Origin of the sequence: Allobosea sp. CRIB-10, from assembly GCF_900112185.1 — a bacterium.
Lineage (GTDB): Bacteria > Pseudomonadota > Alphaproteobacteria > Rhizobiales > Beijerinckiaceae > Allobosea.
The window spans coordinates 388,222-405,005 of the sequence record NZ_FOKP01000003.1 but is presented as its reverse complement, the minus strand read 5'-3'; the positions used below and the strand labels follow the sequence as shown (position 1 = coordinate 405,005).

Below are 16,784 nucleotides of genomic sequence, written 5' to 3'. Positions count from 1 at the left end.
CGCTATATTCGTGATCCCGTGAACGGTGTCGGGGCGGTGATCGTCTACCATTCTTCGCGCCTGTTCCGGAATGCCCAGCTGCTGCTCAAATACCATTCCGAACTTGAAAGCCGAGGCATCCGCCTGATCTCGGCGACCCAGGCGCTACCTGACGGGCATAACGGCAAGCTGCTTCTGACGATGCTCGCGGCCTTCGACGCCCACGCTTCGGACCAGAATGCCGAGCAGGTGCGAACTGTGATGACGGCCAATGCCGAGGCTGGCTACTGGAACGGCGCCAAGCCTCCTTTTGGTTACAAGACGGCTGTCGCTCTCGTCTTGCGTAGCAAAGAGAAAAAGGTCCTCGCCGAGAGCGAGGATGAAGCCGCGGTAGTTCGCTTGATCTTCAGGCTCTATCGCGAAGGCGACGGCTCGGGGCCGATGGGGATCAAGAAGATCGTCGCCTATCTGAACGGCCACGGCTACAGCTATCGCGGCAAGCCGTTTTATACGAGCGCGGTCGAGAAGATCCTGAAGGGCGAGGTCTATACCGGTACCTTCCGCTACAACTACATCGATAGCCGCACCCGCAAGCCGCGGCCAGAAAGCGAGCACATCAAGGTCAAGGTTCCCGTCATCATCCCGAAGGAGACTTGGCTCGCGACCCAGCGGGCGTTGCGCGACAATCGGCCGAACGTGCGGGCACCACGCCTGACCACCGGCCCCACACTGCTCTCCGGAATTGCTGTCTGCGAGCATTGCAGGGGCGGAATGCAGCTCAGGACGGGCAAAAGTGGCAACTACCGCTACCTGACCTGCGCCAACAAGGCGAACAAGGGAGGGCTATCTTGCCAGGGCCAGTCCGTGCGCATGGACGCCATCGACGAGGCCGTTCTCTCTGCGATGGAAAAGGAGGTGCTCGCACCGCCGCGGCTGAAGCTGCTGATGAGCCAGGTGATCGACGCTTCCAATGCCGGCCTCGAAGATCTGGAGAAGGACATCGCGCGGCTGCAGGCCTCGCTCAACAACGACAAGGCCGGGCTCGAACGCCTTTACCTCGCGATCGAGAAGGGAATCGTCGACATTCTGGACAAGGCTTTCGCGCAACGGATCGCGGATGTGAAGTTGCGCATCGGCGAGAGCGATGAGCGGATCCGCGAATTGAAGAATCGCCGCGTGCTGCACAGTGCACGCATTTCGGACGAGCGGGTCATCGCGTTCTCGCAGCAGGTGCGCGAAAGATTGCGCACCGGGGACCCGGCGTTCCGCCGTGCCTGGCTGCATCTCTTCGTCGATCGCGTGGTGATCGGCCCGAACGAAATCCGAATTCTCGGCCCGAAAAAGGCTCTTGCGGAAGGACTCGTTCAGGGAAACATCAAAGCCGGCGCCATGGTGCCCAGCTTTGACCGTGAATGGCGCGCCCGACACGATTCGAACGTGTGACCTTTGCCTTCGGAGGGCAACGCTCTATCCAGCTGAGCTACGGGCGCTAACCGTGGAGGCTGGATAGCTGATTGCCGCCCGCTCGGCAATGCGGGATTTGCTTGTCCGGGCCTTTCATCCGCGAACGCGGCGAGATCGTGGTCGAACAAACCGAACTGACGCCAGTGAATGATCCAGTCAGCAGCGCAGGACGATCTTGGCGGCCGCCGTTCTGCCGCCGTCGATGTCCGCAAAGGCCGAGGCGCCCTCTGCGAGCGGGCGCTCCTCGAACCAGCCGAGCGAGCCGAGCCTTTGCGAACACAGCGCCTCGACCGTGGCTGTGAAATCCTGGGGCGTGTAGCAATAGACGCCGGCGAGCGTGATCTCCTGCAGCGTGATCTTGCGGATGTCGAGGCCATCCTGCCCAGGCAGGAGGCCGACATGGACGATGACCCCGCCCGGACGCACCATGCGGCAGGCCGCGGCCCGCGTCGCACCGGCCCCGACGGCATCGATCACCAGATCGATGCTGCTGTCGTAAGGCGCGGTCTCCCCCGGGTCATAGGCGACGAGATCTTCTGTTAGTTTCAGGGTCTTGCGCCGCAGCGGGTTGGTCTCTCCCACCACGAGGTTCCTCGCGCCAAAGAGCCGGGCGACGAGCGCCGCGGCGAGGCCGATCGCGCCGCCGCCGAGGACGGCTACCTTGCAGGCGGCGAGCGGCTGGTGCAGCCGCTCCATCCCGATCCGTACCGCGTGCCAGGAGACGGCAATGGGCTCGGCGAGCGCCGCATGTGCGATCGGCATCGTCTTGGGGATCGGCAAAAGGTTGCGCACGGGGATACGGACGAGCTCGGCGAAGGCGCCAGGGCGCGGCGGCATCGAGATGATCTGCCGCGTCGGCGACAGATGCCAGCGTCCCTCGATCGCATAGGGGCAGGCGGGGTCGACGACGAGCGGATTGATCGTCACCGGCTCGCCTGTCCGGGGACCGCTGGCGATATGCCCCGCCGCCTCGTGGCCGAGGATCAGCGGCGGCGGGCGGCGGGAATCGAAGCCGTGATAGGCGTGCATGTCCGAGCCGCAGATCCCGACCGCCTCGACCCGGATCAGGACCTCGTCGGCCTGCGGGACCGGGTCAGGCTCCTCCCGGAAGACGAGGCTGTTGGCGCCGGTATAGACGAGAGCCTTCATCAGGCCGCCCTCCTTATTTCGCGGTGAAGCCGCCGTCAACGGCGAGCGTCTGGCCGGTGACGTAGGCCGAGGCCGGCGCGGCGAGGAAGACCGTCGCGCCTGCGAGGTCGTCGAGTTCGCCATTGCGGCCGATCGCCGTCTGCGCCGCGTTGCGGGCTGAGCGTTTGGCGTCAGCGAAGACCGCCTGCGTCAGCGGTGTCGGGAAGAATCCCGGCGCGATCGCGTTGCAGGTCACGCCATGCTTCGACCATTCCTGCGCGATCGCCCGCGTCAACTGCACGACGCCTCCCTTGGCGGCGCCATAGGGCGCGCTGTCGGGAAAGGCCCGCCAGCTCTGCAGCGAGGCGATGTTGATGATCCGGCCATGGCCGCGTCGCGCCATCGCCGGGGCAAAGGCCTGCGTCAGCAGGAAGGGCGCGCGCAGATGCAGTGCCATGTGCAGGTCGAAGGCCGCGGCCGTCACCTCGGCGAAGGGCTGGCGCAGATTGAGTCCGGCGCCGTTGACGAGGATGTCGATCTCCTGGCCGAGACTGGTGCAGGCCGCCGCGAGTGTCGCACCCGCATCCGGTGCGGCGAGGTCGGCCGGGATGGTCTCGGCGGCGATCCCGTCCGCGACGAGCCCTCCCGCCGCCTTGCGCAATTCCTCCTCGCGGCGCGCGACCAGGACGAGCCGCGCGCCGGCGAGGCCGAGCGCGCGAGCCATGGCGAGCCCGATGCCGCTATTGCCGCCGGTGACCAGGGCGGTGCGCCCGCTCAGGTCGAACAGCGCCGAGAGGCGGAACATGCTCAGGCCTCCACCGGCTGGCCGAGATCGAGATTGGAGCCCGGCGCGTATTTCGCCATACGTGCATCGCTGGTGCGGGCATGGGCTTCCATGCCTTCCAGCCGCGAGATCCGGGCCGAGACCGGGGCGATGCGCGTGCAGGCTTCGCGGTCCATGCGCTGCCAGGTCAATGGCTTCAGGAATTTATGCACCGAGAGCCCGGCCGAGTAGCGTGCTGCGAACTTGGTCGGGAGGATGTGGTTGGGGCCGGAGACCTTGTCGCCGAAGGCGACATTGGTCTCTTCGCCGAGGAAGAGCGAGCCGTAATTGCTGAGGTGCTGATGCCACCAGTCGAGATCGGCGCAATGCACTTCGAGATGCTCGCTGGCATAGCGGTCGGAGACCTCGACCATCTCTTCGCGGCTGTCGCAGAGCACGATCTCGCCATAGTCGCGCCAGGCGGCGCCGGCCGCGTCGCGGGCGGTCGGCGGCAGCGCCGCGATCAGCTCCGGCACCAGCCGCGACACCTCATCCGCGATCCTCCGCGAGCTGGTGATCAGCCAGGCCGGACTCTCATGGCCGTGCTCGGCCTGCCCGACGAGATCGGTCGCGACGAGCAGCGGATCGGCGTTGTCATCGGCGAGGACGGCGACCTCGGAAGGGCCGGCGAAGACGTCGATGCCGACCTTGCCGAACAGCATGCGCTTGGCCTCGGCGACGAACTTGTTGCCGGGGCCGACGATGATGTCGGCCGGCCGGCCGGTAAACAGGCCGAAGGTCATGGCGGCGATCGCCTGCACGCCGCCCAGGCACATGATGATGTCGGCGCCGGCCACCGTCATCGCATAGAGGACATGGGGGTGGATGCCCTGGCCGCGATAGGGCGCCGAGCAGGCGACGACGGTCTTGACGCCGGCCGCCTTGGCGGTCGCGATCGACATATAGGCCGAGGCGATATGGGCATAGCGCCCGGCCGGGACATAGCAGCCGGCGGTGTTCACCGGGACGAGCTTCTGCCCGAGATGCAGGCCGGGCGACATCTCCAGCGAGAAATCCTGGCAGGAGGCGCGCTGCGCGTCGGCGAAGCGCCTGACCTGGCCGGCGGCGAAGGCGATGTCGTCCTTCACGCCCTGCGGAACGTCCTGGATGCGCTCGGCGATCGCGGCTTTGTCGAGCACGATCGGCCCATCCCATTTGTCGAGCCTCGACGCATAGTCGCGCACGGCCTCTTCGCCGCCGGTCTCGATCGCAGCCAGCATCTCGGTGACGACCGCGCGGGCGGCGTCGGTCTCGGTTTCGGGCGTCTTGGTGGCGGTCTTCAAATGCGTGATGGCCATGGCGCTGTCCGCTTCGGTCAAAAGGGGGGAGGCGATGGCGGCCCGGAGGAGGCCGCCATCGTCATGTCTGGCCTGATCTCAGGTCACTTCTTGTCGAACTCGGTGGCGAAGGCCCGCAGCTTCGGGTCCGCCGCGACGCGCTTCAGGAAGTCGTCGGTGAGATAGTTCTTGGGGTCCGGATTCGCCGGGATGGTGCCGACCTCGGTGATGAACTTGCCGATCTCGCCGAACCAGCCATCGACGGTCGAGCCGGCGCTGCCGCGCGCCATCAGCTTCAGCTGCTCGTCGAGCCCGAAGGTCGGGCGCAGCGCGAATTCCTGGTCCATGGCGCGGGCGGTGACCTCGAGGCCGCCCTGCTTGTAGAAGTCCAGCGCGAGCGTGCGCGCCTCGGCCGGGTTGGCCTTGGCCCAGGACCAGCCGCGCAGGAACACGGCGAGGAACTTCGTGACATCGTCCGGCCGCTCCTTGGCGAACTCGGCGCGCACGATCAGCGCGCCGGGCACGATCGCGTCGGCATCGGCGCCGGAGCAGAGATACTTCGCGTTTGCGCGGTCTTCCAGCGTGTAGGTGTTGGGCGCCCAGACGCCGGCGACGTCCCCATTATTGGAGGTGAGCGCCGTGATGATCTGGGCCTGGCCGAGATTGACGAACTGCATGTCGTTCGGTGCCAGGCCGAATTTGGTCAGGCATTTGCGGGCGGAATAATCGACCGTCGAGTTCGTCGTCAGCAGCAGCTTCTGCCCCTTCAACGACTTCGGGTTGGCCTTGATCGCGTCGAACTTGTCGCCGCGCACCATCATGGCGTTGGTCTTCGACTCGTCGTTGGTGAGGCCGATCGTCAGGATGTTGAAGCGCACCGCGCCGAGCACGGCCGGCACCGAGCCGGTGCCGCCGACATCCCAGGACTTGGCCGCAGCGGCGGCGATCTGCGGCGCCCCGGCCGGGAAGGTCGAGAAGTTCGGGGCGAGGCCGACCTCCTTCCACCAGCCCTTCACCGTGGCGTAGTGGAAGGGCAGGGCCCAATAGAGCGAGGGCTGGTAGCTGACGCCGATCGCCGTCTGGGCCTGTGCCGTGCCCGGCATGGCGCAGGCAAGCGCTGCGGCGATACCCAATCCTGCAATGATCCGTCTCATATCGTCCTCCCTGTTGTCGTTAGCCCGGTCTCAGCCTGTCGCGGCTCTCCCGGTTTCCCCTGCCACCGCGCATGCGCAGGCGACGGTCTCGGTTGCCTCGCAGACGATGTCGGCCACGAGGTCGCAGTCCTCGTCGGTCAGCGACAGGGGCGTGCGGATGTCGCAGAGTCCGGCGAGAATGGCGTGGGTCCGTGCGAGCGCGCCCTGGTCGCCGGCATAGCGCCAGTTGCGCGGCGCGCTGGTGAAGCCCTGCTGGCGCCCGGCCCCGAACCATTTGATCGGCAGGCCGCGGCCGGCGCAGCGGTCGAGAACGGCGAGGATGTCGAGCTCGCCGAGGCCGACCAGCGAGAACTGCACGGAGGTGGCCGAATATTGCTGTCTGGTCGGACGCATCGGCAGCCGGACATGCTGCGAGCGAGCGAGCCCATGGCTCAGCCGGTCGTGAATGGCGTTCCAGCGCGCGGCGCGGCGCGGCAGATCGTCGAGCTGCGGTCGCAGCAGCGCGGCGGCGAGCGCCGTCATGCGCATGCTGAAATTGGGCGTCAGTTCCTCCCAGGCGGTGATGATTTCGGCCGGGGGGGCGCTGCGATGCTGGGCGTGCAGCATATAGCTGCCAGAATGCAGGATGGCCCGGGCGGTACGGTCGTCATCGTCCAGCACCAGGAAGCCGCCTTCGCCGGCATTGAGATGCTTGTAGGTCTGGGCGCTGAAGGCCGCGGCCGCGCCGAAGGTGCCGATCGCGCGGCCGCCCCAGGCCGCGCAGAGCGCATGGGCGCAGTCCTCGACCAGGAGCAGGTCGAGCTCGTCACAGGCCGCCGTGACCGCATCCATGTCGGCGATGTGCCCGCGCATATGCGACAGCAGCAGGATGCGGGCGCCGGATGCGCGGGTCTTGGCCCGCAGATCCTCGCAATCGATGACATAGTCGGGACCGATCTCGACCAGGACGGGCCGGGCGCCGGCATGCAGGATGGCGCCGGGGACGGGCGCCAGCGTGAAGCCGTTGACCAGGACCGGCTCGCCGGGCTGCACGTCCAGCACCTTCAGCGCGAGGCACAGCGCAGCTCCGCCGGAATTGACCGCCACGCAGTAGCGCCGGCCGACAAAGGCGGCGAACTCCTGCTCCAGCAGGGCGACGTCGTTCTGGTCGGCGCCCATCTCGCCATAGCGGAACAACCGGCCCGAGCGCATCAGTTCGCAGGCGCGCGCGATGCCCGCCGGCGGAATCGGCTCCGGCTCGGTCAGGTCGCGCTGCAGGCGCGGCAGGGCGGCGAGGTCAGACCCCATGAGCGCCCTTCTCCTCGCGCAGCGATTTCCAGATCTGCGTGCGCAGGTGGACGAAGGATTCGAGATCCATGACGTCCTCGATCTTCTGCAGCCGGTCCCAGTTCTCGGCCTCGCGGACCGAGCGGATGTCGAGCACCTCCTTGATGCGGCCCGGGCGCCGCGTCATGATCGCGACGCGGTCGGCGAGATAGACCGCTTCCTCGACCGCATGGGTGATGAACAGCACGGTGCGCGGATTGACCCGCGCCAGCCGCACCAGTTCTTCCTGCATGACGACGCGGGTCTGGGCGTCGAGCGCGCCGAACGGCTCGTCCATCAGCAGCACTTCGGGGTCGAGCACATAGGCGCGGGCGATGGCGACGCGCTGCTGCATGCCGCCGGAGAGCTGATGCGGGAAGGCACCGGCATGGCTCTCCAGGTTCATCAGCTTGAGCGCGCCGGCGACGAGCCCGTCGCGCTCCGATTTCGGCAGGTTCTTGTTGCGCAGGCCGAGCTCGATGTTCTCGCGCACCGTCTTCCAGGGGAAGAGCGCGAACTGTTGGAACACCACCGCACGGTCCGGCCCGGGCCTGGTCACGGCCTTGCCGTTGACGCTGACCGTCCCGGCGCTCGGTGGCTCGAAGCCGGCGACCATGCGCAGGCAGGTCGTCTTGCCGCAGCCCGACGGGCCGACGATCGCCACGAACTCTTTCTCGCCGATCTCGAGATTGATGTCGTCGAGCGCTTTCACGCCGGAGCCGCGCGGCCCGAACACCTTGTCGACCTTGTCGAAACGGATCGATCCCATCGTTAGCCCTTCAAGCTTCGAGGCCGCGGCGGCGGCGCATCCACGCCTCGCCCTGCCGCAGCAGGATGTCGATCAACATGCCGACGATGCCGATCGCGGCCATGCCTGCCATCACGGTGGGCGTCGCGACATTGGCCTGCGCCTGCACCATCATGAAGCCGACCCCGGCCGCCGCGACGATCAGCTCGGCGCCGACCAATGACTGCCAGCCGAGGCCGGCGGCGACGCGCAGGCCCGCCACGATCGAGGGCGTGGCCGCCGGCAGCAGGATCTCCAGGATCATCCGCAGATCGCCGGTGCCGAGCATGCTCGCTGCCTCGATCAATCGCGGCTCGACGAAGCGTGCGCCGCGATAGGCGTTGATCAGGCAGGGCGGGAAGGCGCCGGCGAAGATGATCAGGACCGGGCCGCCGATGCCGGTGCCGAACCAGAGCGCGGCGAAGGGCACCCAGGCGATCGGGGCGATGAAGCGCAAGCCGTCGAAGAGCGGGGTGACGATGTCGTCGAGCAGGCGGAACCAGCCCATCAGCAGCCCGAGCGGCACGCCGATACCGGCAGCCAGCAGCACGCCATAGGCATAGCGTTGCAGGCTGGAGGCGAGGTGCTGCGGCAGGGTCGCGCCCGCGAAGGGCGAGGTCGTCAGCTGAACGATGCGTGAGAGCACGTCGAGCGGCGAGGGCAGGAACTGGCGCGGCACGATCCCGCAGGCCGACAGTACGGTCCACAGGCCGATGAAGCCGGCCAGGCCCAGCATGCCCCAGATCAGCTTCTCGCCTATTCGCAGCGGGGGGCTGTTCATGGCGTCAGTCTCTCCCCGCCACGTTCCAGGCGAGCGCGCGGCGCTCGACGCGGCCCAGAAGCATGGTCGTCGCCCAGCCGAGAACTCCGACAGTGACCATTCCGACGAGGATCATGCCGGGATAGATGTCCTGCTGGGCCATGTTCAGGACGAAGCCGATGCCGACGAGCGCTCCGACCAGTTCGGCGGCGACCAGCGTCGTCCAGGCCGCCTGCAGCGAGAGGCGCAGGCCGGTGAAGATCATCGGCGACGCCGCCGGGGCTATGACCTCGCTGATGAGCCGCCAGCGCGGCGTGCCGAGCATGCGCGCCGCTTCGATGATCGGCCGATCGATGCTACGCACCCCGGCGAAGGAATTGATGACCGACGGCACGAAGGCGGCGAACCAGATCACCATGATCTTGGCGGCGTCGCCCAGGCCGAGCCAGAGGATCGCCAGCGGGATCCAGGCCAGCGGCGGGATCGGGCGGATGATCAGGAAGATCGGGTTGATCGCCGCTTCGGCCCGGCGGCTCCAGCCCATCCACAATCCGAGCGGCACGCCGGTCGCGATCGCGACGAGGAAGCCCAGCACCACCAGTCTGAGGCTATGGAAGGCGTGGTTCGCGAGCGCGCCGCCGGCATAGCCGCGCGTAGCGATCTGACTCAGCGACTGCCAGAAATCGGCCGGCGAGGGAAAGCGGCCGGGCGAGACCAGGCCCGTCGCCGTCGTCACGACGAACCACAGCAGCAGCATTGCTGCCACCGAAGCCAGGCTGACCCATCCACGCCGTCCGATCATCGCGTTCCTCGTGCGCCTTTTTATGAAAGCGCTTTCAATTAAGCTTTCAGATGGGATGGCCGATGTCAACACGTGAAGTGATTGGTTTTGGCGACTGAAACGCTTGTTATTGCTTTGGCTCAAGCGTAGGGCTTATGAAAATCCTTTCATGAGGGAGAGTTGATGGAGGGGCGCCGCATCAAGCTGAGCGACGTGGCGCGGGATGCCGGCGTGTCGCCTGCGACCGTGTCGCGTGCGATCGCCCAGCCGGAGCTGCTGTCGGCCGAGACACTGGCGAAGGTCCGGGACAGCGCCCAGCGCCTCGGCTATCTGCCCGACGGCGCTGCCCGCGCGCTCGCCTCGGGCCGCTCGATGACGATCGGCGCGATCGTGCCCACGCTCGACAGCGCGATCTTCGCGCGGGCGCTGCAGTCGATGCAGGCGACGCTGGCTCAGGCCGGCTATCTCCTGCTCGTCGCCTCGCATGAATCGATCGCAGCGGCGGAGACCCAAGCCGTCAGGGCGCTTCTCGCGCGCGGCGTCGACGGGCTGATGCTGGTCGGGGCCGAGCGTGCGCCGGAAACGACGGCGCTGCTCAGGTCATCCGGCGTTCCCGTCGTCCTGACCTGGTGTGACGACGGCTACTTCGCCTCGGTCGCGATCGACAACACGCTGGCCGGGCGGCTCGCCGCCGAACACCTGATCGGCCTCGGGCACCGGCGCATCGGCATGATCACCGGCCCGCTCCAGTTCAACGACCGGCAGACGGCGCGGCTCGTCGGGGCGAGGGCGGCTTTGGCCGAGGCGGGGCTCTCCTTGCCGGACCAGCTGGTCACGGAGCAGGCCCTGACGCTCGCCGGCGGCCGGGCCGGCTGCGCCACCCTGCTGGAGCTGGAGGACAGGCCGACCGCGCTGATCGGCGGCGTCGACCTCATGGCGATCGGCTGCATCGAGGAGGCCCATGCGCGCGGCATGACCGTGCCGGCCGACCTTTCGGTCGTCGGCATCGACGGGCTCGACATGTCGGCGCATATCTCGCCGTCGCTGACGACGGTGCATGTGCCGACCAGCCGGATCGGCCAGTTCGCGGCGACCAAGCTGATGGCGCTGGTCCGCCGCGAGCCGATCGACCGGGACACCGTCCTGCCGGTCGAGCTGATCGTCAGGCGCTCGGCAGGGCGCCCTCGCTGATCGCCCGCGGAGCGCGCGCTAGGCCTGCTCCGCTTTCGGCCGCGTCGAGGGCCGCAGCCGCTCGCGCAGGCCCTGGAAGACGACATAGAGCGCCGGGATCACGAAGATGCCGAGGAGGGACGCGAACAGCATGCCGCCGAAGACCGGCGTGCCGACGTCGCGCCTGGCGAGCTTCGAGGGACCTTCCGCGATCACCAGCGGCAGCAGGCCGAGGATGAAGGCGAAGGACGTCATCATCACCGGACGGAAGCGCAAACGGGCGCCCTCGGTCGCGGCATGGAGCAGCGGATGGCCCTTCTCGCGCAGCTCCTTGGCGAACTCGACGATCAGGATGCCGTTCTTGGCGGCAAGGCCGATCAGCACGACGATGCCGATCTGGGCGTAGAGATCGAGCGTCAGCTTGGCGATGACGATCGCGACGAAGGCGCCGAGCACGCCGACCGCCACCGAGAGCAGCACCGGCACAGGGATGGTCCAGCTCTCATAGAGCGCGACCAGGAAGAGATAGGCGAAGAGCAGCGCGAAGGCGAGGATGATCGCCGTCTGCCCCTCGGCCCGCTTCTCCTGGAAGGAGACGTCGGTCCATTCGCCGCGATACCCCATCGACAGCGTCTTGGCCGCCACCGCTTCCATCGCCTTCAGCGCCTGGCCCGAGGAGACGCCCGGGGCGGGCGAGCCCTGGAGCGTCACCGCCAGACGATTGTTGTAGCGGATGAGCGCCTGTGGGCCGACCTCGACCCGCGCTTCCACGAATGAGCGCAGCGGCACCATCTCGCCGGACTTGTTGCGGACGTTGATGCGATAGATGTCGTTGACCGAGGCGCGATCAGTGCCTTCGGCCTGGACCTGGACCTGCCAGGTGCGGCCGAACAGGTTCATGTCGTTGACGTAGTAGCCGCCGAGCGAGGCCTGCAGGGCCTGGAACACGTCGCTCAGCGCGACACCGAGGATCTGGACCTTGTCGCGGTCGATGTCGAGATAGATCGACGGTGCCGAATCCGAGAAGGTCGAGAACACCCGCCGTAGTTGCGGGTCCTGGTTGGCGGCGACGGTGAGCCCGCGCAGGGCTCGGCCCAGCGCCTTGGGATCCGAGGAGCCCATGTCCATCAGCACATAGCTGAAGCCGCCGCCGGTACCGAGGCCGATGATCGGCGGGGGCGCGACCGGGACGACATTGCCGTCGCGCACGCTGCGGAATTTCTGGGCGAGGCGGGCGATGACCGCCGGGGCCGTGTCCTCCGGGCTGGTGCGCTGGTCGAACGGCTTCAGCGTCACCACGAAGAAGCCGGCATTGGGCTGGGAATAATTGTCGATGAAGTTGAGGCCGATGACCGTGGAATAGTCCGCGATCGCCTTTTCCGTCTTGAGGATGCCCTCGACCTCGGCGGCGAGCGTCGATGTGCGCCCGATCGAGGCGCCGTCGGGCAATTGCGCGACGACGAAGAAGGCGCCCTGATCGTCCTCGGGCAGGAAGCCGGTCGGCGTGATCCGCCCCATGGCGTAGATGCCGGCGCCGAACGCCGCGGTCAGGGCAAGGCTGATGGCCGAGATGCGCACAAGGCGCGCCACGCCGTCGCCATAGCGGTCGCGCGTCCAGTCGATGCCGCGCATGATGTGGCCGATCGGCCCGCGCCGCGGTCCGTGATGCGGCCTCAGGAGGATGGCGCAGAGCGCCGGCGACAGCGTCAGGGCGTTGATCGCCGAGAGCACCATCGCGACCGCGACGGTGACGGCGAACTGCCGGAAGAGCTCGCCGGAAATCCCGGGGATGAAGGCGACCGGCACGAAGACCGAGAGCAGCACCAGCGTGATCGCGATGATCGGAGCGACGATCTCGCCCATCGCCCGCTTGGTCGCCTCCGCTGGAGAGAGTTCGGGATGCTCCTCCATCACGCGCTCGACATTCTCGATCACGACGATCGCGTCGTCGACGACGATGCCGATGGCGAGGACGACCGCGAGCAGCGAGACGGTGTTGGCGGAATAGCCGATGGCGTTGAGGACGATGAAGGCGCCGACCAGGCTCACCGGCACGGCGATGGTCGGGATCAGCGTCGCCCTGAGATTGCCGAGGAAGATGTAGACGACGAGGACGACGAGGACGAAGGCCTCGATCAGCGTCTTCTGCACCTCGTGGATCGTCGCCGTGACGAAGGCGGTCGGGTCATAGGTGACCTTCCAGGCCAGGCCGTCGGGGAAGGATTTTTCGAGGTCGCCGATGGTCTTCTTGACCGAATCGAGGGCGGTGAGAGCGTTGGCGCCCGGCGCCTGGTAGACGCCGATCAGCACGGCCGGGCCGCCGTTGAGGCGGGTGTCGCGGTCGAGATTGGCGGCGCCGAGCTCGAGGCGAGCCACGTCCGAGAGCCGCAGCACGGAGCCGTCGGCATTGGTGCGCAGCACGATCTTGCCGAACTCCTCCGGCGAGGTCAGGCGGCCCTTGGTCTGGATGTTGAGCTGGAGCTGCTGGTCGTCGGAGATCGGCCGCGCGCCGATGCGCCCGACCGCCGCCTGCGCATTCTGGCCCTGGATCGCGGCGATGATGTCGCCGGTTGTCAGGTTGAGGCCGGTCAGGCTGTCGGTGCGGACCCAGGCGCGGATCGCGTAGTCCTGCGCGCCGAACAGCATGGCATCGCCGACGCCGGCCGTCGACTTGATCGCGTCGAGCAGGTTGATGGTGACGTAGTTCGAGACGAACAGCGTGTCGTAATTGCCCTTCGGCGCATAGACGGCGATGACGCCGAGCAGCGCCGAGGACTGCTTCTTGACCGTGACGCCGCTGCGCTGGACCTCCTGCGGCAGCTTCGACAAAGCGAGCTGCACGCGGTTGTTGACGTTGACGTTGTTGATGTCGGCATTGGTGCCGAGTTCGAACGAGACCTGCAGCGAATAGCTGCCGTCATTGCCGCTGACGCTCTTCATGTAGAGCATCTTGTCGGTGCCGACGATCTGCGCCTCGATCGGCTGGGCCACGGTCTGCTCGACCACGGCGGCCGAGGCGCCGGGATAGACGGCCCTAACCGAGATCTGCGGCGGCACGATGTCGGGATATTGCGCGACGGGAATCGCGAACAGCGAGATCAGACCCGCGATCGTGGTGACGAGCGCGATGACGATCGCCAGCCGGGGCCGGTCGACGAAGACGGAGCTCAGCATCGGTTCAGCTCCGGCCGACCGGCGGGGTCACGGGCGAAGCCAGCACCGGCACGCCGGGCCGGAGGTTCTGCAGACCCTGGATGACGATCTGCTCGTTGCCGGAAAGGCCCTGGTCGATGGCGACATAGGCACCGGCCTCGGCGCCGACCTTGACGCGTTTGGCGACGGCTTTGCCGTCCTCGACGGCGAAGACATAGGAGCCCTGCTGGTCGGCGATCAGCGCCGATTGCGGCACCAGCACCTTCTCTTCGCTCTGAGGCGCCTGGACGCCGACACGCACAAGCGTGCCATCGAGGAGCTTGCCGTCCGGATTTGGCAGGGTGGCGCGGACCAGCACGGTGTCGGTGCCGCGCTCGACCGAGACATCGATGAAGTCGACTCGTCCCTTCTGATCGTAAGCTGAGCCGTCCGAGAATTTCAGGCTGACGAGCGGAGCTTGGCCGTCGGCCGGGAGCCGGTTCGTCTTCAGGGCCAGGAACTCGCGCTGGCTGACCGGGAAGGTGACATACATCGGATTGTCGCTGACGATCTGCGCCAGCACGCCGCTGTCGGGCCCGACGACATTGCCCTTTGTCACCTTGGTGCGGCCGATCCGGCCGGCGATCGGCGCCTTGATCTCGGTGTAGCCGAGATTGATTTGGGCTGTCTTCAGATTGGCCTCGGCGGTGGTCTGGTCGCCCTGGGCGCCCTTTTCTTCGGCGACGCGCTGGTCGCGGATGGCGACCGAGCCGGCATTGGTGCGCAGGAGATCCTCGGCGCGCTGGCGCTGCACAACGGCGTTCTGGAGGGTGCCCTGGGCCCGCTCCAGCGAGCCCTGCGCCTGCTCGACCGCCGCTTCGAACGGCGCGCGCTCGATGCGGAAGAGCGGCGCGCCCTCGGCGACGGTCGAGCCGTCCTTGAACAGCACGTCGTCGAGAAAGCCGGTGACGCGGGCGCGGATGTCGACGCGATTGACCGCCTCGATGCGCCCGACGAAGTCGGCGGTCTGCGTGATCGCACGCTTCTCGGCCATGACGGTGCCGACCGGGACGGCGGCGGGCGCCGGCTGCTGGGCGAGGGCGCCGGTTCCCGGTCCGAAGGCGAAAGCGGCTGCAAGCGCCATGACGGAGAGAGGCAAGGTCGAAGATATCCGCTTCGCGCGTGCCATCCGTGAACGCTCAGACATCACATATTCCTTCGCCGTTTCGCCCCGCCAATCGACAGGCACGGAGCGTGTATCCTATCCCGAGTCGATACTGAGCATTTTCTGTCGGGAAGGCTACGGTCTTGTTACGCGCCCGCCTTGTGCGTCAGATGTTTCTCCTCGTCGCTGTTGAATGCCTCACGACACTCTGTCGAAGCTGTCGGTGCGGGCGAGGTCCCAGTTGCGGCGATAGAACGCATGCTCGCAGAGTCCGGTCAGCAGTTCGCCTTGCTGCAGGAAGACGTGCAGGTCGGAGAACAGCCGGATCTCGGTGGCGCTGACGCGGCGCACGAGATGGTGCGGGCCGAGCTGCTCGGGATGGGTCAGGCCGGCGGCCGCCAGCATGTCGGCGAGCGCGTGCAGGGTGTTGGCGTGGAAGCGGTGCACGCGCTGCGCCTTGTCCGGCACCACGAGCGCCCGCTGGCGCACGGCGTCCTGCGTGGCGACGCCGGTCGGGCAGCGATTGGTGTTGCAGGACAGCGACTGGACGCAGCCGAGCGCGAACATGAAGCCACGCGCCGCATTGGCCCAGTCGGCGCCGATGGCGAGGACGCTGGCGATATCGAAGGCGCTGACGATGCGCCCGGCGGCGCCGATCTTGACCTTGTCGCGCAGGCCGGCGCCGACCAGCACGTTGTGGACGAAGAGCAGGCCCTCGCGCATCGGCAGGCCGATATGGTCGCTGAACTCCACCGGGGCGGCGCCGGTGCCGCCCTCGGCGCCGTCGACGACGATGAAATCGGGCACGACGCCGCTCTCCAGCATCGCCTTGACCATGCCCATGAACTCCCAGGGATGGCCGAGGCAGAGCTTGAAGCCGACCGGCTTGCCGCCGGAAAGCTCGCGCAACTGGGCGATGAAGGCCATCATCTCAAGCGGCGTCGAGAAGGCGCTGTGGCTCGGCGGCGAGATGCAGTCCTGCCCGACCGGCACGCCGCGCGTCGCGGCGATCTCGGGCGTCACCTTCGGCGCCGGCAGGATGCCGCCATGGCCGGGCTTGGCGCCCTGGCTCAGCTTGATCTCGATCATCTTGACCTGGGGATCGACCGCCTGCCTGGCGAAGCGCTCGGGGTCGAAGCGGCCGTGCTCGTCGCGGCAGCCGAAATAGCCGCTGGCGACCTCCCAGACGATGTCGCCGCCGCCCTCGCGATGATAGGGGCTGATGCTGCCCTCGCCGGTGTCGTGGCTGAAGCGGCCGAGGCGCGCGCCGGTGTTGAGCGCCCGGATCGCATTGGCCGAGAGCGAGCCGAAGCTCATCGCCGAGATGTTGAAGACGGAAGCCGAATAGGGCTGCCGGCACTGGCCGTTGCCGATGGTGATGCGGAAGCTCTCGGGATCCGAGACCGGCGCCGGCCGCGTCGAGTGGCCGATGAACTCGTAGCCGTCGCGATAGACGTCGAGCAGCGTGCCGAAGGGATGGTCGCCGGCGAGGTTCTTGGCGCGGCGATAGACCAGCGAGCGCTGCGAGCGCGAGAATGGCGCGGCTTCCTCGTCGGCCTCGAACAGGTATTGCCGCAATTCGGGGCGGACCAGCTCGGCGAACCAGCGGATATGGCCTATCACCGGATAGTTGCGCCGGATCGCGTGCTCGGTCTGGGAGAGGTCCCAGAAGCCGATCAGCGCCAGCGCCGCGGCGAGCAGGCCGGGCAGCCAGAGCCAGGGATGGCTGAAAGCGAGCGGGACTGCGACGAGCGCAACCAGAATGCAGAAGACGAGGGTGGTGAAGCGGCTCAGTCGCACTGTCATATCCAAGGCCTGTCCTGACGGGGAAGCCATCCTCCCTGTAGCTTTGAACCAGT

At 67.4% G+C, this 16,784-nt stretch carries 13 protein-coding genes and 1 tRNA gene; 2 read left to right on the top strand and 12 right to left on the bottom strand.

What is annotated here, in order from left to right; translation table 11 throughout:
* Positions 1-1,422, top strand: a 1,422-nt coding sequence (locus tag BMZ69_RS06965) for a recombinase family protein (protein ID WP_139218989.1), incomplete at its 5' end; no start/stop codon positions are given.
* Here BMZ69_RS06965 and BMZ69_RS06960 read toward each other — a convergent pair.
* The 9 genes from BMZ69_RS06960 to BMZ69_RS06920 form a co-directional block, all read right to left on the bottom strand.
* Positions 1,393-1,469: transfer RNA gene (locus BMZ69_RS06960), tRNA-Arg, on the bottom strand. The genes BMZ69_RS06965 and BMZ69_RS06960 overlap by 30 nt on opposite strands.
* 130 nt (positions 1,470-1,599) lie before the next feature.
* Positions 1,600-2,592 (bottom strand): alcohol dehydrogenase catalytic domain-containing protein, encoded by a 993-nt coding sequence (locus BMZ69_RS06955; protein WP_092155821.1) that lies wholly within the window; start codon positions 2,590-2,592, stop codon positions 1,600-1,602.
* Between the two features lie 13 nt (positions 2,593-2,605).
* Complete coding sequence (locus BMZ69_RS06950; RefSeq protein ID WP_092155820.1) at positions 2,606-3,376, bottom strand: SDR family NAD(P)-dependent oxidoreductase; 771 nt, start codon at positions 3,374-3,376, stop codon at positions 2,606-2,608.
* 2 nt (positions 3,377-3,378) lie between these two features.
* The gene (gene hisD, locus BMZ69_RS06945) at positions 3,379-4,692 is read right to left on the bottom strand and encodes a sulfopropanediol 3-dehydrogenase (protein ID WP_092155819.1); all 1,314 of its coding nucleotides are present in this window, start codon (positions 4,690-4,692) and stop codon (positions 3,379-3,381) included.
* A gap of 83 nt (positions 4,693-4,775) precedes the next feature.
* A complete protein-coding gene (locus BMZ69_RS06940; protein ID WP_092155818.1) occupies positions 4,776-5,825 on the bottom strand; it encodes an ABC transporter substrate-binding protein in 1,050 nt (349 codons plus the stop codon).
* A gap of 30 nt (positions 5,826-5,855) precedes the next feature.
* A complete protein-coding gene (locus BMZ69_RS06935; RefSeq protein WP_092155817.1) occupies positions 5,856-7,112 on the bottom strand; it encodes a DegT/DnrJ/EryC1/StrS family aminotransferase in 1,257 nt (418 codons plus the stop codon).
* Entirely contained in the window at positions 7,102-7,899 is a 798-nt protein-coding gene (locus BMZ69_RS06930) for an ABC transporter ATP-binding protein (RefSeq protein WP_092155816.1), read from the bottom strand. Before BMZ69_RS06930 ends, BMZ69_RS06935 begins: the two co-directional genes overlap by 11 nt.
* 10 nt (positions 7,900-7,909) lie before the next feature.
* A complete protein-coding gene (locus tag BMZ69_RS06925) occupies positions 7,910-8,698 on the bottom strand; it encodes an ABC transporter permease (protein WP_092155815.1) in 789 nt (262 codons plus the stop codon).
* A 4-nt stretch (positions 8,699-8,702) separates the two neighbouring features.
* On the bottom strand, positions 8,703-9,479 hold the full coding sequence (locus BMZ69_RS06920; protein ID WP_092155814.1) for an ABC transporter permease: 777 nt from the start codon (positions 9,477-9,479) through the stop codon (positions 8,703-8,705).
* 162 nt (positions 9,480-9,641) lie between these two features.
* Here BMZ69_RS06920 and BMZ69_RS06915 point away from each other — a divergent pair, with 162 nt between their 5' ends.
* Positions 9,642-10,649 (top strand): LacI family DNA-binding transcriptional regulator, encoded by a 1,008-nt coding sequence (locus BMZ69_RS06915; RefSeq protein ID WP_092155813.1) that lies wholly within the window; start codon positions 9,642-9,644, stop codon positions 10,647-10,649.
* Between the two features lie 18 nt (positions 10,650-10,667).
* Here BMZ69_RS06915 and BMZ69_RS06910 read toward each other — a convergent pair whose 3' ends face one another.
* The 3 genes from BMZ69_RS06910 to BMZ69_RS06900 all read right to left on the bottom strand — a co-directional run bounded on the left by BMZ69_RS06910 (position 10,668) and on the right by BMZ69_RS06900 (position 16,731).
* Positions 10,668-13,802 carry an efflux RND transporter permease subunit gene (locus BMZ69_RS06910; RefSeq protein ID WP_092155812.1) on the bottom strand — a complete coding sequence of 1,045 codons (3,135 nt, stop codon included), beginning with the start codon at positions 13,800-13,802 and terminating at the stop codon, positions 10,668-10,670.
* A 4-nt stretch (positions 13,803-13,806) separates the two neighbouring features.
* Positions 13,807-14,919 (bottom strand): efflux RND transporter periplasmic adaptor subunit, encoded by a 1,113-nt coding sequence (locus BMZ69_RS06905; RefSeq protein ID WP_244543243.1) that lies wholly within the window; start codon positions 14,917-14,919, stop codon positions 13,807-13,809.
* Positions 14,920-15,123: 204 nt separating this feature from the next.
* Positions 15,124-16,731 carry an FMN-binding glutamate synthase family protein gene (locus BMZ69_RS06900; protein ID WP_092155810.1) on the bottom strand — a complete coding sequence of 536 codons (1,608 nt, stop codon included), beginning with the start codon at positions 16,729-16,731 and terminating at the stop codon, positions 15,124-15,126.
* Positions 16,732-16,784 lie beyond the last annotated feature (53 nt).

Coding starts and splice junctions, on each gene's coding strand:
- BMZ69_RS06915 (WP_092155813.1), top strand. CDS start 9,642: ATGGAGGGGCGCCGCATCAAGCTGAGCGACGTGGCGCGGGATGCCGGC.
- BMZ69_RS06955 (WP_092155821.1), bottom strand. CDS start 2,592: ATGAAGGCTCTCGTCTATACCGGCGCCAACAGCCTCGTCTTCCGGGAG.
- BMZ69_RS06900 (WP_092155810.1), bottom strand. CDS start 16,731: ATGACAGTGCGACTGAGCCGCTTCACCACCCTCGTCTTCTGCATTCTG.
- BMZ69_RS06925 (WP_092155815.1), bottom strand. CDS start 8,698: ATGAACAGCCCCCCGCTGCGAATAGGCGAGAAGCTGATCTGGGGCATG.
- BMZ69_RS06920 (WP_092155814.1), bottom strand. CDS start 9,479: ATGATCGGACGGCGTGGATGGGTCAGCCTGGCTTCGGTGGCAGCAATG.
- BMZ69_RS06910 (WP_092155812.1), bottom strand. CDS start 13,802: ATGCTGAGCTCCGTCTTCGTCGACCGGCCCCGGCTGGCGATCGTCATC.
- BMZ69_RS06950 (WP_092155820.1), bottom strand. CDS start 3,376: ATGTTCCGCCTCTCGGCGCTGTTCGACCTGAGCGGGCGCACCGCCCTG.
- BMZ69_RS06940 (WP_092155818.1), bottom strand. CDS start 5,825: ATGAGACGGATCATTGCAGGATTGGGTATCGCCGCAGCGCTTGCCTGC.
- hisD (WP_092155819.1), bottom strand. CDS start 4,692: ATGGCCATCACGCATTTGAAGACCGCCACCAAGACGCCCGAAACCGAG.
- BMZ69_RS06935 (WP_092155817.1), bottom strand. CDS start 7,112: ATGGGGTCTGACCTCGCCGCCCTGCCGCGCCTGCAGCGCGACCTGACC.
- BMZ69_RS06930 (WP_092155816.1), bottom strand. CDS start 7,899: ATGGGATCGATCCGTTTCGACAAGGTCGACAAGGTGTTCGGGCCGCGC.